This is a genomic window from Kribbella sp. NPDC026596, assembly GCF_040638415.1.
Classification (GTDB): Bacteria; Actinomycetota; Actinomycetes; order Propionibacteriales; family Kribbellaceae; genus Kribbella.
Map to the genome: position 1 here is coordinate 35,964 of NZ_JBEZYF010000015.1, position 13,943 is coordinate 49,906.

14 protein-coding genes are annotated in these 13,943 nt (G+C 69.4%); 6 read left to right on the plus strand and 8 right to left on the minus strand.

Annotation, left to right across the window (positions count from 1 at the left end):
* Positions 1 to 154: 154 nt before the first annotated feature.
* A complete protein-coding gene (locus AB0E63_RS14960; protein ID WP_360365617.1) occupies positions 155 to 1,336 on the plus strand; it encodes a cation:proton antiporter in 1,182 nt (393 codons plus the stop codon).
* A 26-nt stretch (positions 1,337 to 1,362) separates the two neighbouring features.
* On the opposite strand, the gene zwf is transcribed toward AB0E63_RS14960, so the two are convergent.
* The 7 genes from zwf to hisD all read right to left on the minus strand — a co-directional run bounded on the left by zwf (position 1,363) and on the right by hisD (position 9,259).
* Positions 1,363 to 2,739, minus strand: coding sequence for a glucose-6-phosphate dehydrogenase (gene zwf, locus AB0E63_RS14965; RefSeq protein WP_360365619.1), 1,377 nt, complete (start codon positions 2,737 to 2,739; stop codon positions 1,363 to 1,365).
* 18 nt (positions 2,740 to 2,757) lie between these two features.
* A complete protein-coding gene (locus AB0E63_RS14970) occupies positions 2,758 to 4,065 on the minus strand; it encodes a DUF2254 family protein (protein ID WP_360365621.1) in 1,308 nt (435 codons plus the stop codon).
* 21 nt (positions 4,066 to 4,086) lie between these two features.
* Complete coding sequence (locus tag AB0E63_RS14975; RefSeq protein ID WP_360365815.1) at positions 4,087 to 5,436, minus strand: glutamate decarboxylase; 1,350 nt, start codon at positions 5,434 to 5,436, stop codon at positions 4,087 to 4,089.
* 145 nt (positions 5,437 to 5,581) lie between these two features.
* On the minus strand, positions 5,582 to 6,223 hold the full coding sequence (hisH, locus tag AB0E63_RS14980; RefSeq protein WP_360365623.1) for an imidazole glycerol phosphate synthase subunit HisH: 642 nt from the start codon (positions 6,221 to 6,223) through the stop codon (positions 5,582 to 5,584).
* Positions 6,220 to 6,819, minus strand: a complete 600-nt coding sequence (gene hisB, locus AB0E63_RS14985) for an imidazoleglycerol-phosphate dehydratase HisB (protein ID WP_360365625.1) — start codon at positions 6,817 to 6,819, stop codon at positions 6,220 to 6,222. Before hisB ends, hisH begins: the two co-directional genes overlap by 4 nt.
* The gene (locus tag AB0E63_RS14990; RefSeq protein WP_360365627.1) at positions 6,816 to 7,934 is read right to left on the minus strand and encodes a histidinol-phosphate transaminase; all 1,119 of its coding nucleotides are present in this window, start codon (positions 7,932 to 7,934) and stop codon (positions 6,816 to 6,818) included. The genes hisB and AB0E63_RS14990 overlap by 4 nt, the downstream gene beginning before the upstream one ends.
* Positions 7,934 to 9,259 (minus strand): histidinol dehydrogenase, encoded by a 1,326-nt coding sequence (hisD, locus tag AB0E63_RS14995; protein WP_360365629.1) that lies wholly within the window; start codon positions 9,257 to 9,259, stop codon positions 7,934 to 7,936. Before hisD ends, AB0E63_RS14990 begins: the two co-directional genes overlap by 1 nt.
* 112 nt (positions 9,260 to 9,371) lie before the next feature.
* Between hisD and AB0E63_RS15000 the strand changes: the two genes are divergently transcribed.
* The 3 genes from AB0E63_RS15000 (at position 9,372) to AB0E63_RS15010 (ending at position 10,666) form a co-directional block, all read left to right on the plus strand.
* The gene (locus tag AB0E63_RS15000) at positions 9,372 to 10,043 is read left to right on the plus strand and encodes an LON peptidase substrate-binding domain-containing protein (RefSeq protein ID WP_360365631.1); all 672 of its coding nucleotides are present in this window, start codon (positions 9,372 to 9,374) and stop codon (positions 10,041 to 10,043) included.
* Positions 10,044 to 10,127: 84 nt separating this feature from the next.
* A complete protein-coding gene (locus AB0E63_RS15005; protein WP_360365633.1) occupies positions 10,128 to 10,364 on the plus strand; it encodes a YlcI/YnfO family protein in 237 nt (78 codons plus the stop codon).
* Complete coding sequence (locus AB0E63_RS15010; protein ID WP_360365635.1) at positions 10,364 to 10,666, plus strand: type II toxin-antitoxin system PemK/MazF family toxin; 303 nt, start codon at positions 10,364 to 10,366, stop codon at positions 10,664 to 10,666. Before AB0E63_RS15005 ends, AB0E63_RS15010 begins: the two co-directional genes overlap by 1 nt.
* On the opposite strand, the gene ilvD is transcribed toward AB0E63_RS15010, so the two are convergent.
* Positions 10,663 to 12,513 (minus strand): dihydroxy-acid dehydratase, encoded by a 1,851-nt coding sequence (ilvD, locus tag AB0E63_RS15015; protein WP_360365637.1) that lies wholly within the window; start codon positions 12,511 to 12,513, stop codon positions 10,663 to 10,665. The genes AB0E63_RS15010 and ilvD overlap by 4 nt on opposite strands.
* A 159-nt stretch (positions 12,514 to 12,672) precedes the next feature.
* On the opposite strand from ilvD, the gene AB0E63_RS15020 reads away from it, so the two are divergent.
* Both AB0E63_RS15020 and AB0E63_RS15025 read left to right on the plus strand, forming a co-directional pair.
* The gene (locus tag AB0E63_RS15020; RefSeq protein WP_360365638.1) at positions 12,673 to 13,515 is read left to right on the plus strand and encodes an AraC family transcriptional regulator; all 843 of its coding nucleotides are present in this window, start codon (positions 12,673 to 12,675) and stop codon (positions 13,513 to 13,515) included.
* Positions 13,512 to 13,940 carry a VOC family protein gene (locus AB0E63_RS15025; RefSeq protein ID WP_360365640.1) on the plus strand — a complete coding sequence of 143 codons (429 nt, stop codon included), beginning with the start codon at positions 13,512 to 13,514 and terminating at the stop codon, positions 13,938 to 13,940. The genes AB0E63_RS15020 and AB0E63_RS15025 overlap by 4 nt, the downstream gene beginning before the upstream one ends.
* Positions 13,941 to 13,943 lie beyond the last annotated feature (3 nt).

Here is a 13,943-nt window from a genome sequence, read left to right on the forward strand (position 1 = left end):
CCAAGCTTCGGCACAAGCAGTGGTCGCCAGTGAACGTACGGTAAACAACTCACTAACGGCAAGAGAACGCGTGTCAGGAACCCACCGCTCGACCGGGTGCGGTCGTCCGGCCTGAGGGAGGTCAGCGGCCCGCAGGCGCGGTCAGTCTGGTCAGATGAGCACTGATCTCGGTTCGGGACTGACCAGCCTGTTCGTGGTCGCGGTGGTGGCGGCTGTGACACCGGTGCTCGTCGGGTTGCTGGGCCGGCTACGGGTTCCTCAGGTCGTGGTGCTCATTCTCGGCGGTGTGGTCGTCGGGCCGCATGTCCTCGACCTGGCCGACCCGAACAGCATCCAACTGCTCGCGAACGTCGGTCTAGGGTTCCTGTTCCTGCTGGCGGGCTACGAGCTGGACCTGACGGTCTTCCGGCAGTCGGCCGGCCGGCTCGCCGTGTCCGGGTGGCTGGTCACGATCACGCTGGCCTGCGTGATCGTCGGCGGGCTCGCGGCGCTCGGCGTCGTGAAGGCCTTCGTACCGGTCGCGCTCGGTCTGACCACGACGGCGCTCGGCACGCTGTTGCCGATCCTGCGGGACAACAACATGCTGCGCGGGTCGTTCGGCCCGTACATCCTCGCCGCGGGGGCGGTCGGGGAGTTCCTGCCGGTGGTGGCGATCGCAATCTTCCTCGGGTCGCACGGCCGGTTCGTCGGGCTCATCTCGATCGCCGCGATGGGCCTCCTCGCACTGCTGCTGAGTGTGCTGCCCAGGCTGGGCCGGGGTGGCCGGATCGCCCGGATCCTGGCGGAGGGAGAGCACGCGACGTCGCAGACCACACTGCGGTGGACCGTCGCGTTGCTGCTGCTCCTGCTGGTCGTCGCCGCCGACTTCGGGCTCGACGTGGTCCTGGGCGCCTTCGTGGCCGGCCTCGTCCTGCGCCGGTGGGCGCCCGGAGACCTCGATCACAAGCTCGATGCCGTCGGCTACGGCTTCTTCATCCCGATCTTCTTCGTCTCGTCGGGAATGGGGCTCGACGTGGAGTCCATCGTCGACGCCCCGGGGCGGCTGTTCCTGTTCTTCCTTCTGCTGCTGGCCGTCCGCGGCCTCCCGACGCTGCTGGTGTACCGGACCGCACTCCCCCGGACGAGACGGTTCGAACTCGTCTTCATCGTGTCGACGGCGTTGCCGCTGCTCGTCGCCCTCAGCCAGATCGGACTCGCGACCGGCCACATGCTGCCCGAGAACGCCGCCGCGCTGGTGGGCGCGGGCGTCCTGTCGGTCCTGGTATTCCCCGCGATCGCCGTCGCTCTTCACCACAGGCTTGCCCGTCAGGGCGAGGAGGGTGACCGGTCAGGGTGAGGTCGGGCCGGACCTTGACCCGCCGATCATCCGGCCGGCTCGTGCCAGGTCGCGTCGGGCGGCAGCAGGGCGTCGGCCTCCTTCGGCCCCCAGCTGCCCTTGGCGTACGAGATGACGGGGACGACGTCATCGAGCACGGGCTCGACCACTCGCCACGCGGCCTCGACCGTCTCCTGCGCGGCGAAGAGCGCCTGCCGGCCCGCGAGCGCGGCCCCGATCAGCCGGTCGTACGGGCGCTGGTCGGATCCCGCCGCCTCCGCGAACGTGAGGTCCTCGGCCTGCGCGTTCCACCCGGCGCCGGGCTTCTTGCCGCACAGGGTCAGCCCGACCTCGCTCTCCGGCCAGATCCGGAACCGCAACTGGTTCGCGACGGAGGCACCGGCGAGCCCGAAGAAATCCTGCGGCGGCCGGCGGAACCGGATCGCCACCTCGGTCGCGGTGACCGGCAGGCACTTCCCGGCCCGGATCACGATCGGAACGCCGGCCCAGCGCCACGTGTCGAGCGCCAGCCGGACCGCGACGTACGTCTCGGTCCGCGAGCCGGGATTGACGCCGGCGACGTCGAGGTAACCGTCGTACTGCCCGCGTACCGTGTCGTCTGCGGTGAGCGGGCGGAGTGAGCTGATGACCGCGGCCTTCTGCGCCCGCCAGGCTGCGTCGTCGAGATGGCCCGGCGGATCGGCCATCACACTCGCGAGCACCTGCAGCATGTGGTTCTGAAGGACGTCACGAATCGCCCCCGTGCGGTCGTAGAAGCTCCCCCGGTCGGAGACGTCGAAGCTCTCCGCCATGGTGATCTGGATGCTCTCCACGTGGTCGCGGTTGAGCAGCGGTTCGATCACCGAGTTGGCGAACCGGGCAAACAGGACGTTCTCCAGCGGATCCAGGCCGAGCCAGTGATCCACCCGGTAGATGGCGTCCTCGGGGAAGACCTCGTTCATGGTCGCGTTGAGCCGCTGAGCGCTGGCCAGGTCGGTGCCGAACGGCTTCTCGACCATCACCCGGGCCCCGTCGGCCTTGCCTGCGGCCGCGATCCCCTCGGCGATCCGGCCGAACAGCGGCGGCGGCACCTCGAGGTAGAACAGCGCCCGTCCGCCGGCGCCGATCTCCTCGGCCATCGCGCCGTACGTCGTGTCGTCGTCGAGATCCCCGTCGATGTAGCGCAGCAGGCCCAGCATGCCGGCCGCCGCGGGACTGTCCGGGTCGATCCCGTTGGCCAGCAACGACGCCGTCGCGTACGCGCGGAACTGGTCAAGCCCCCAGCCGCTCTTGGCCACCCCCACGATCGGTACGTCGAGCGCGCCCCGGTCGACCAGCCCGACCAGCGCGGGGAAGGTCTCCAGCTTCGCGAGATCACCGGTCGCACCGAAGATGACCAGTGCGTCCATGTCGGCGGTTGGCATAGCGGTTCTCCTCCTCGGTCAGGGCGCTGGGCCGATCAAACGGCGGGCCTCGGAGGTCTCGCCGGATCGCGCGGTACCGAGGCCCTGCCGGTCGCTCATCCGCGCCAGCGCACGCGCGAACGGGTCGGCGAACGCGGCGTCGGTGGCCCGGTCCAGGGCGTCGATCTGGTCTTGCACCGCGGCCCGGCGGGCAGGGAGCACCCCGGCCCGCAGATCCTCGAGCATGGTGCGCAACCGCCGGCAGACCGCCGGAGAGGCGGTGCCGTACTGGCGGATCTCCGTCACCCCGACATCGAGATAGTCCGCCCAGCCGCGGGTCCGGATGACCAGGCGGACCCGACCGTCCGCGTCGAGCGCGGTCCCCCGGAAGGCACGATCGGAGGACCCGATCCCGAGCAGCAGAGCGCCGATGTAGTTGAGCACCTGGGTCGCCGTGGTGGGGTCGTTGACCGCCGGGGACAGCGCGCGGATGGCGATGTCGACCAGAATGCGCAGGGCGAAGGCGGGGTCCTGGTCGATCGTGCGCTCACTCCCCAGGGAGACCATCCCGCCCAGCCGGCGCAGGTCGGCCTCGCTCGCCGCCCCGTGAACCTCCATCAGCACGCTTCCCACGGTGACGAAGTCACCGATCGTGTGCGGTACGACGCAGACCTGGCCGCGGGCCGCCGCGAACCGGACCAGGCCCGCGATGTCGATGTCCTGGATGGCGCCCGACCGGGACGCCGGCACCTGTGCGTCCGGCGCACCGCGCCGCCCGTCCCCGGGATCGGCAGCGATGGTGAGGCCGTCGTCCGCGGCTTCGATCGCCAGACCGGCACGGGTCATCGCCGCCGCGACGGCGACCGGCCGGAGCGCGTGCACGAAGCGGTCGAAGTACAGCAGCAGGAGGATCAGGTCGGCGGCGACGGCCAGCCCGACCAGGGTGATGCCCAGATCGGGTACGGACTCGGTCTCCACCTGGCGCAGCAGGGCGAAGGCGAAGGTGAAGGTGGCCGTGAACGCCGCGAGCACCAACTTCTGCAGCCGGTCCCGGTACCACAGCCGCATGAAGCGTGGCGACAGTGTGCCGGTCGCCATCTGCACGACCAGGACGCCGATCGTGACCACGAAGCCGATCAGCCCGATCATCGCGGCCGAGGCGGCCGACAACACGCTGTTCGCGGTGCTCGCGGAGTACGACCACCTCGGTGGCACGGTGATCCGGTTCTCGACCCACAGGTCGAGGTCGGACAGCAGCGCACCGATCACGCCACCGAGCAGCGGGACCACCCACAGGCTCTGCCGGACGTACTGGCGAGCCCGGAAGCCGGCGGCCCAGGACATCATCGGTCGCTGCCGCTCATTCGGTCAGTGATGGAAGCCGGCCGGCGACTTCTCCTGCGGCATAGGAGCGGTCAGGCCGTCGAGCCACTCGACCGCCACCCGCAGGTCACGGAGGAACAGCTCGGCCATGTCGTGACTGAACCCGTTGCGCACGACCACGCGCAGTACGGCCAGATCCTCCCGGTTCGGCGGCATCGTGTACGCCGGCACCAGCCAGCCCCGCTCGCGCAGCTTCCGGGATACGTCGTACACCGTGTACTTCGTGACGCCGTCGGCCATCCGGAACGCGAACACCGGCAGGTCCCGCCCGTCCGAGACCAGTTCGAACGCGGGCATCTTGTTGATCGCGTCGCTGAGGTGCACGGCGACGTCCTGGCAGGTCTGCTGGATGCGCCGGTAGCCGTCCCGGCCGAGCCGCAGGAACTGGAAGTACTGCAGCAGGACCTGCGCGCCGGGCCGGGAGAAGTTCAGCGCGAACGTCGGCATGTCCCCGCCCAGATAGTTCACCTTGAAGACGAGCTCCTCGGGCAGGTTCTCGGTGTGCCGCCACAGCACCCAGCCGACGCCCGGATAGACGAGGCCGTACTTGTGACCGGAAGCCTGGATCGAGGCCACCCGCGGCAACCGGAAGTCCCACACCAGGTCGGGCTGCAGGAACGGAGCCACGAAGCCACCCGACGCCGCGTCGACGTGCACCGGCACGGATATTCCGGTCCGCTGCTCCAGGTCGTCCAGCGCGGCGCAGATCTCGGCGACCGGCTCGTAACTGCCTTCCATCGTCGAGCCGAGGATCGCGACCACGCCGATGGTGTTCTCGTCGACGAACCGCAGGGCCCGGTCGGCGGTCAGGTAGAGGTTGTCGCCCTCCAGCGGCACATACCGCGGCTCCACGTCCCAGTACTCGGCGAACTTCTCCCACACGACCTGCACGTTCTGGCCCATCACGAGGTTGGGCCGGTCGAAGGGCTTCCCCGCGGCGCGCCGGGCGTGCTGCCAGCGCCGTTTGAGCGCCAGGCCACCCAGCATGCAGCCCTCGGAACTGCCCGTCGTCGACGTCCCGATCGCATCGGCCGTGTCCGGCGCGTTCCACAGGTCGGCGAGCATCAACACGCACCGGCTCTCGATCTCCGCCGTCTGCGGGTACTCGTCCTTGTCGACCATGTTCTTGTCGACCGTCTCCGCGTACAGCCGGTTCGCCTCGTCGTCCATCCACGTGGTCACGAACGTGGCCAGGTTGAACCGGGCATTGCCGTCCAGCATCATCTCGTCCCGGACGAGCTGGTACGCCGACTGCGGCAGCATCTCCTGATCCGGCATCCGGTCCTTCGGCACCGCCTGAACGGTGTCTCTGGTGAAGCGCGGAATGGCTGCCATCTCGATCGCCCGTTCCGTGGTGCTGCTGATCCCGCCCATCGCCGCCCCCTCGATCACGGCGACACGAGTTGCCGCCGTAACCCATCCCATACCCGCGCGCCGGGAGCCGTCCTCACCCGCTCCGCATGAGGCTGCCGCTCCAGCGTCAGAGTGAGCGGACCCAGTTGGCCAGCAGGCTCGCGCCCGCGTCGCCGGATTTCTCGGGGTGGAACTGGGTGGCGGTCAGCGGTCCGTTCTCGACCGCGGCGACGAAACGATCACCGCCGTACGTCATCCAGGTGACGAGCGGGGTCACCGACTCGCGGGTGTCGGTCAGCTGCCAGCTGCGGACGCCGTACGAGTGGACGAAGTAGAAGCGTTCCTTGTCGATGCCCTCGAAGAGGCCGGTGCCGGCCGGGGCGTCGACGGTGTTCCAGCCCATGTGCGGGACCGGCTCGCCGGTCTCGGGCTGCAGGCGCTCGACCACGCCGGGCCACTGGTCGCAGCCCTCGGTCTCCACCCCGTGCTCGATACCGCGGGCGAACAGGATCTGCATGCCGACGCAGATGCCGAGCACCGGACGGCCGCCGCTCAGCCGCCGGTCGACGATCACGTCACCACGGACCGCCTTCAGGCCGGTCATGCACGCCTCGAAGGCGCCGACACCGGGAACCAGGAGGCCGTCGGCGTTCAGCGCCTCATCGAAGTCCGACGTGACCGTGACGTCCGCGCCGACGCGTTGCAAGGCCCGCTCCCCCGACCTGATGTTGCCGGAGCCGTAGTCGAAGAGGACGACCTTCTTCGTCACAGAGCGCCCTTGGTGGAGGGGATACCGGTCTGCCGCGGGTCGAGCTCGGCGGCTGCCCGCAGCGCCCGGGCGAACGCCTTGAACTGCGCCTCGACGATGTGGTGCGGGTCGCGACCGGACAGCACCCGGATGTGGACACAGATCGCGGCGTTGAACGCGAGCGTCTCGAACACGTGCTGCGTCAGCGACCCGGCGTAGTCGCCACCGATGATCGCGTACACCTGGCCGTCCGGCTCGCCGGTGTGCACGCAGTACGGGCGTCCGGACAGGTCGACCGTGCAGTGCACAAGCGCCTCGTCCAGTGGCACCGTCGCATCGCCGAACCGCCGGATCCCCCGCTTGTCGCCGAGGGCCTCCTTCAGGGCCTGGCCGATGCCGATCGCGGTGTCCTCGACCGTGTGGTGCGCGTCGATCTCGAGATCGCCGACCGTGTTCACGTGGAGGTCGAGCAGCGCGTGCTTGGCCAGCGCGTTGAGCATGTGGTCGTAGAACCCGACGCCGGTGGAGATGTCGGCCCGGCCCTCGCCGTCGATGTTCAGCTCGACCAGGACCTTCGACTCGCTGGTCTCCCGATCGATCCGCGCTGTGCGGGTCATGTCAGCCTTCCCACGTCGGACTTGAGGATGCGCTCCAGTGAAGCGCGGAATGCGGCCATCTCTTCGCTGGTGCCGATCGAGACCCGCAGCCAGCCGTCCGGCCCGGTCTCGCGGATCAGTACGCCGTCGTCCAGCAGCGACTGCCAGACCGCGTGCCGGTCGGCGAACGTACCGAACAGCACGAAGTTCGCGTCCGAGTCGACCGCGCGCAGGCCCAGCGACCGCAGCCAGTCGACGGTCTCGTCCCGCTCGACCCGCAACTGCTCGACCCGGCCGAGCAGCTCGTCGGAGTGCCGCAACGCCGCCCGCGCGACCGCCTGGGTCACCGCGGACAGGTGGTACGGCAGCCGGACGATCCGCAGCGCGTCCACCAACTGCTTGCTCGCGGCAAGGTATCCGACCCGGCCGCCGGCCATCGCGAACGCCTTCGACATCGTCCGCGCCACCGCGAGATTCGGGTACGACGGCAACAACGTGACCGCACTCGGAGTCCCGGCCCGGCGGAACTCGGCGTACGCCTCGTCGACGACCAGGACGGAACCCATCGCGGCGGTCCGGGCGGCGATCGCCTCGACCACCTCGATCGGCAGCGCCGTACCGGTCGGGTTGTTCGGCGAGGCGAGCAGCACGACCGACGGGTGGTGCCGGGAGATCGCGGCCAGCGCCTTGCTCTGGTCGAGGGTGAAGTCCTCGGCCCGGCGACCCGTGACCCAGCCCGTGTTCGTGTCCCGGGCGTACTCCGGATACATCGAGTACGTCGGCGCGAACGAGAGCGCCGTACGCCCGGGGCCGCCGAAGGCCTGCAGGATGTGCAGCATCACCTCGTTGGAACCGTTGGCCGCCCAGACCTGCTCGGCGGTCAGCTGCGCACCGGACTCCCGGCCCAGGTAGGCCGCGAGATCCGCGCGGAGGTCGAGGAACTCGCGGTCCGGGTAGCGGTTCATCCCGCTCGCCGCGACGGAGACCGCGGCCGCGATGTCGGCGACGGCCTCCTCGCTCGGCGGATACGGGTTCTCGTTGACGTTCAGCAGGATCGGGACGTCGAGCTGCGGGGCGCCGTACGGCTCGAAGCTCTTCAGCTCGTCGCGGAGTGGCAGCCCGTCGAACCGGCCCATCAGTTCTCCTCCGGGAATCGCACCGACACCGCGGCACCGTGAGCCGGCAGGTCCTCGGCGTGCGCGAGCGCGACCACGTGGCCGGCGACGTCCTGCAACGCGTCGCGTGAGTAGTTGATGACGTGCACCGCCTTGAGGAAGCTCCGCACGGATAGTCCGGACGAGTGGCAGGCGCATCCCGCGGTCGGGAGCACGTGGTTGGAGCCTGCGCAGTAGTCACCGAGGGAGACCGGCGACCAGCCGCCGACGAAGATCGCGCCGGCGTTGGTGATCAGGCCGGCCCGCTCCTCCGCGTCCACGGTCTGGATCTCCAGGTGCTCAGCGGCGTACGCGTCCACGACAGCGGTGCCCTGCTCGAGGTCGTCGACCAGCACGACGGCCGACTGCTGACCGCCGAGCGCTTCGGTCACGCGGTCCTGGTGCTTGGTCCTCGCGACCTGCAACGGCAGCTCGGCCTCGACCTTCGCGGCCAGGCTTTCGGACGGTGTCACCAGCACGCTGGCGGCCATCGGGTCGTGCTCGGCCTGGCTGATCAGGTCGGCGGCGACGTGCTGCGGGTCCGCGGTGTCGTCGGCGAGGATCGCGATCTCGGTCGGGCCGGCCTCGGAGTCGATCCCGACCTCACCGAGCAGGAACCGCTTCGCGGCGACCACGTAGATGTTGCCGGGACCCGTGATCAGGTTGACCTTCTTGCAGCCGTCAAAGCCGTACGCGAAGCCGGCGATCGCCTGCGCGCCGCCCATCGCATAGACCTCTTCGATGCCCAGCAGCGCGCACACCGCGAGCACAGTCGGGTGCGGCAGCCCGCCGAACTCCTTCTGGGGCGGGGATGCGACCGCGAGGGACGGGACTCCGGCAGCCTGTGCCGGTACGACGTTCATCAGGACGCTGGACGCCAGTGGCGCACGACCGCCGGGGACGTAGAGACCGACGCGCTGGACCGGGACGAACCGCTGCGTGACCCGGCCGCCTGGCGCGGGCTCGGAGACGATGTCAGCGCTGAGCTCGTCCTGGCTGACCTCACGGACCCGGCGGATCGACTCCTCGAACGCGGACCGCACCTCCGGGTCGAGCTCCTCCAGCGCGGTCTTCAAGGCGTCGGCCGGGACGCGGATGTCCTCGACGCGCACATGGTCGAACCTCTCGCCGTACTCCCTGATCGCCTCGAGTCCGCGATGGCGGACATCCAGGCAGATCGGTCGGACGACGTCGAGAGCCTTCTCGACGTCGAACAAGGCTCGGGGGACGAGGGCGTTCACTTCGGCGGGGAGGTCAGGCACCTCTCCGGCCGCCACTCGGCCCCGCAGGTCGACGCGGCGAATCATGGCGTCAGTCTAGTGGTGACGGACTCCCGGCCCGACCGCATATCCACAGGACGGCCGGACCAGCGCTGTCACCAGGCGTGATCGGGGGTGAACATGCCCTAGGCTCGTCGATATGGACTCCCGCCTGCCGCTGCTCACTGTCGACACAGTGATCTTTCCCGGGCTGGTGCTCCCCGTTCCGGTGACCGATGTCCAGGGTCGCGCGGTGATCCGCGACCTGGTCGAGAACGGTGGCGAGCTGGTCTGCGGCGCGCTGGCCGTCCGGGACGGGTACGAGCTGGGTGAGCGGGTGTTCCGGTCGCTGTACGGGACCGGCTGCGCGGCGACGATTTCGGAGATCACGCTGGATCAGGACGACGACGGGCCGGTCGAGATCACCCTGACCGGCAACCGCCGGTTCAAGGTCGCCGAGCTGGACGGCAGCGGCGACTACCTGGTCGGGGACGTCGAGTGGCTCGACGAGGAGCTCGGTGACGACCCGCTCGGTACGGCGACGATCGCGGTCGCCCGCTTCCGGAAGTACGCCGAGGCCGTCAGCGAGGTCAGCCGCCCCGGCCTGCACATCGGCGAGCTGCCCGACGACCCGAGCACGCTGTCGTTCCTGATGTCGGCCGCGATGACGCTGCTCACCCCCGACCGCCAGAAACTCCTCGAGGCCACCGACACCACCTCCCGCCTGGTCCAGTTGGTCGGCCTCATCGACAGCGAACTCGCCGCCATCGCAGCCCTCCCCTCCCTCCCCGCCACCGACCTCATCAACTGGTCCACCATGTCCCCGAACTGACCCCTGACCGCCGCACGCCTGTTCGAGACCCACGAGCGGCAGACCGCGCTACCGAAATGAATCCCACAGCGGTATGGTGTTGGTATGAGTAAGCAGATCACTGTGCGGTTGCCGGATGAGCTGGTCGAGTTCATGGACCAGTTGGTGGCGACCGACAAGGCGACGAGCCGGGCGTCCGTGGTCGCCCGGGCGATGGAGCGGGAGCGCCGCCGGGAGCTGGCCGCCCGCGACCTCGCCATCCTGACCGAGCACGGCGACTACCCTGACCTGGAGGGCCTGGCCCCGACCGCCGCCGGCACCGCGCTCACCGACCTCGACTGATGCGGCCGATCCACATCGCCCGGCTGGACAAGCCGCGACCGGTCGTGGTCCTCACCCGTGAACTGATCAGGCCGCGCCTGACCAACGTCACCGTCGCCCCGATCACCAGCACCATCCGCGGCCTGTCCACCGAGGTCCTGGTCGGCCAGGACAACGGCCTCGACCATGCCAGCGCCATCTCCTGCGACAACATCCAGACCATCCCGAAGGTCCAGCTCGGCCGCCTGATCGGCTACCTCCACCCCGACCAGGAACCAGCCCTGGCCGAGGCCATCAGTCTCGCCTTCGACTTGGAGATCTAGCCCAGCTTCGAGACGTCGCGGACGGCGCCCTTGTCGGCGCTGGTCGCCATCGCGGCGTACGCGCGCAGTGCCTGGGAGACCTTGCGTTCGCGGGCGCGCGGCGCGTAGGCACCACCGAGCGCCTCGCGGCGAGCACCCAGCTCTTCCTCGGACACCAGCAGCTCGATCGAGCGGCCCGGGATGTCGATCCGGATCTGGTCGCCGTCCTGGACCAGCGCGATCGTCCCACCGGACGCGGCCTCGGGTGACGCGTGACCGATCGAGAGTCCCGACGTACCGCCGGAGAAGCGGCCGTCGGTGACCAGCGCGCACACCTTGCCCAGGCCACGACCCTTGAGGAACGACGTCGGGTACAGCATCTCCTGCATCCCAGGGCCACCCTTCGGGCCCTCGTACCGGATCACCACGACGTCGCCCGGCTGGACCTGCTTGGCGAGAATCTTCTCGACCGCTTCCTCCTGCGACTCGCACACCACCGCGGGACCCTGGAAGGTCCAGATCGACTCGTCCACGCCGGCCGTCTTCACCACGCAGCCGTCGACGGCCAGGTTGCCCTTCAGAACCGCGAGTCCGCCGTCCTTGGAGTACGCGTGCTCGAGATCCCGGATGCAGCCGTTCGCCGCGTCGTCATCGAGGGTGTCCCACCGCTCCGACTGCGAGAACGCGGTCGCCGACCGCTTGCAGCCCGGGGCCGCGTGCCACAGTTCCACGGCCTCCGGCGACGGCGATCCGCCGCGCAGGTCCCACGTCTTCAGCCACTCGTCGATCGAGTCGCTGTGCACGGTGTGGATGTTCTCGTTCAGAAGTCCGGCGCGGTGCAACTCACCGAGGATCGCCGGGATGCCGCCGGCCCGGTGCACGTCCTCCATGTAGTACGTGCCGCCCGGCGCGACGTTCGGCGCGACCTTGGCCAGGCACGGCACCCGGCGCGACACCGCGTTGATGTCGTCCAGGTCGAACCCGACCTCCGCCTCCTGGGCCGCAGCCAGCAGGTGCAGGATCGTGTTGGTCGACCCGCCCATCGCGATATCCAGCGCCATCGCGTTCCCGAACGCCTCGCGGGACGCGATGTTCCGCGGCAGCACGGTCGCGTCGTCGTTGTCGTAGTACCGCTTGGTGATTTGTACGACGGTCTCGCCGGCCTTCTCGTACAGCGCCTTGCGCGCGGTGTGGGTCGCCAGCACCGAGCCGTTGCCCGGCAGCGACAGGCCGATCGCCTCGGTCAGGCAGTTCATCGAATTCGCGGTGAACATGCCCGAACACGATCCGCAGGTCGGGCAGGCGTTCTCCTCGATCCGCAGGATGTCGGCGTCGGAGACGTTCTCGTTCACGGCCTCGGACATCGCGTCGATCAGGTCGAGCTTGCGGACCGTCCCGTCGACAAGCGTGGCCCGGCCGGCCTCCATCGGGCCGCCGGAGACGAACACGGTCGGGATGTTCAGCCGGAGCGCGGCGTTCAGCATGCCGGGGGTGATCTTGTCGCAGTTCGAGATGCAGACCAGCGCGTCCGCGCAGTGCGCCTCGACCATGTACTCGACCGAGTCGGCGATCAGGTCCCGCGACGGCAGGCTGTAGAGCATGCCGCCGTGGCCCATCGCGATCCCGTCGTCGACGGCGATGGTGTTGAACTCGCGCGCGATCCCGCCGGCCGCGTGGATCGCCTCGGACACGATCCGGCCGACCGGCGCCAGGTGGGTGTGGCCGGGGACGAACTCGGTGAAGCTGTTCGCCACCGCGATGATCGGCTTGCCGAAGTCCTCCCGGGCTACCCCGGAGGCCTGCATGAGAGCGCGGGCGCCCGCCATGTTGCGGCCGTGGGTGACAGTACGGGACCTCAAAGCAGGCACGACGGCTTCTCCTCTGCGTCTGGACGACTCCCACGCCTGACCGGGGCGGAGGGGTGGGGACGGAATTCACATGGTGCCACGCGCGTCCAGATGGCGGTACGCGGGTCCCGAATCGCGGAGGGCGTGAATCTGTCGGAGGGTAGTCCTAGCCTGAGAACCATGGCGGGGTTCACGCAGGTGCAGCGACCGGTGCACCCCGTCCTGCGCCCGTACGTCGGAGACCTCAGCGGCTATGCGTACGACGGCGATGCGCCGCCTCTCCACCGCGGACTCCCCTCGCGACACCTGACACTCGTCATCACGTTGGACGAGCCGTTGGGAGTCGCCTGGCCCGGCGCACCGGTCGAGAAGTTCGACGCCCTCGTCGGCGGACTGCACTCGACCGCGGTCCACGTCGGAGCGACCCCTAGCCGGGCCGGTGTGCAACTGTCGCTCACCCCATCCGCCGCCCGCGTGCTGCTCGGCCTGCCACCGATCGAGCTCACCTCCACCGTCGTGGGGCTCGACGACCTTCTCGGCCGGCCCGCCCGCCTGCTCACCGAGCAACTGCGGGAGGCGCCGACCTGGGACGCGCGCTTCGATCTGCTCGAAGGGTTGTTCCTCGAGCGATGGGCTGACGGCGTCGCGCACGCCGAGCGGCCCGAGGTCGGCCGGGCGTGGCGGCGATTGTGCGCGTCCGGCGGCACGATCGGCGTACAAGAGCTGGCCGACGAGGTCGGGTGGAGCCGGCGGTATCTCACCGATCGGTTCACCGCGGAGTTCGGGCTGGCGCCGAAGGTGACGGCACGGGTGCTGCGGTTCGAGCGCGCGGTCTGGCGGTTGCGGCGGCAGCCGACGATCCGGCTGGCCGACCTGTCCGCCCGCTTCGGGTACGCCGACCAGGCGCATCTGACCCGGGAATGGAGAGCGATCGCCGGCTGCTCACCCCGGCAGTGGATGGCCGAGGAACTCCCAAACGTTCAAGACTTCGTCCCGGCCTGGACCGCAGAGTCGGAGGTATGAACACCACGACTGAGCAGAAAACGGTGATCGGGGTCTGGCCTGGACTCCACTACCGAGACGGACAGGCCGCACTGAAGTTCCTCACCGAGGGCCTCGGCTTCGTCCTCGTCGCGTCGTACCCCGGCGTGGCCGAGGGATCGATCGCGCACTCCGAGCTGAGCTGGCCGTTCGGTGGCGGCATCATGATGGGTTCGGCGGATGCCAAGGCCGAACCGGACGAGTTCACCGCCCTCGCAGATCAGGCACAGTCGATCTATCTGGTCCACGACGACCCGGACAGCCTCATCGGTCGCGTCATCGGTGCCGGTGCGGTCGTCGTCCGCGGTCTGGAGAACGCGGACTACGGATCACGCGGCTTCACGGTCAAGGATTTCGAGGGCAATCTCTGGAGCGTCGGGACGTATGCGGGCGAGATCGCCAAGTAATCC

What these genes read in the sequence shown, in the direction of transcription:
- AB0E63_RS14960 (WP_360365617.1), top strand. Translation starts at nt 155, where the DNA reads ATGAGCACTGATCTCGGTTCGGGACTGACCAGCCTGTTCGTGGTCGCG.
- AB0E63_RS14975 (WP_360365815.1), bottom strand. Translation starts at nt 5,436, where the DNA reads ATGGCAGCCATTCCGCGCTTCACCAGAGACACCGTTCAGGCGGTGCCG.
- AB0E63_RS15025 (WP_360365640.1), top strand. Translation starts at nt 13,512, where the DNA reads ATGAACACCACGACTGAGCAGAAAACGGTGATCGGGGTCTGGCCTGGA.
- AB0E63_RS15020 (WP_360365638.1), top strand. Translation starts at nt 12,673, where the DNA reads ATGGCGGGGTTCACGCAGGTGCAGCGACCGGTGCACCCCGTCCTGCGC.
- AB0E63_RS15005 (WP_360365633.1), top strand. Translation starts at nt 10,128, where the DNA reads ATGAGTAAGCAGATCACTGTGCGGTTGCCGGATGAGCTGGTCGAGTTC.
- hisD (WP_360365629.1), bottom strand. Translation starts at nt 9,259, where the DNA reads ATGATTCGCCGCGTCGACCTGCGGGGCCGAGTGGCGGCCGGAGAGGTG.
- AB0E63_RS15000 (WP_360365631.1), top strand. Translation starts at nt 9,372, where the DNA reads ATGGACTCCCGCCTGCCGCTGCTCACTGTCGACACAGTGATCTTTCCC.
- hisB (WP_360365625.1), bottom strand. Translation starts at nt 6,819, where the DNA reads ATGACCCGCACAGCGCGGATCGATCGGGAGACCAGCGAGTCGAAGGTC.
- AB0E63_RS15010 (WP_360365635.1), top strand. Translation starts at nt 10,364, where the DNA reads ATGCGGCCGATCCACATCGCCCGGCTGGACAAGCCGCGACCGGTCGTG.
- AB0E63_RS14970 (WP_360365621.1), bottom strand. Translation starts at nt 4,065, where the DNA reads ATGATGTCCTGGGCCGCCGGCTTCCGGGCTCGCCAGTACGTCCGGCAG.
- zwf (WP_360365619.1), bottom strand. Translation starts at nt 2,739, where the DNA reads ATGCCAACCGCCGACATGGACGCACTGGTCATCTTCGGTGCGACCGGT.
- AB0E63_RS14990 (WP_360365627.1), bottom strand. Translation starts at nt 7,934, where the DNA reads ATGGGCCGGTTCGACGGGCTGCCACTCCGCGACGAGCTGAAGAGCTTC.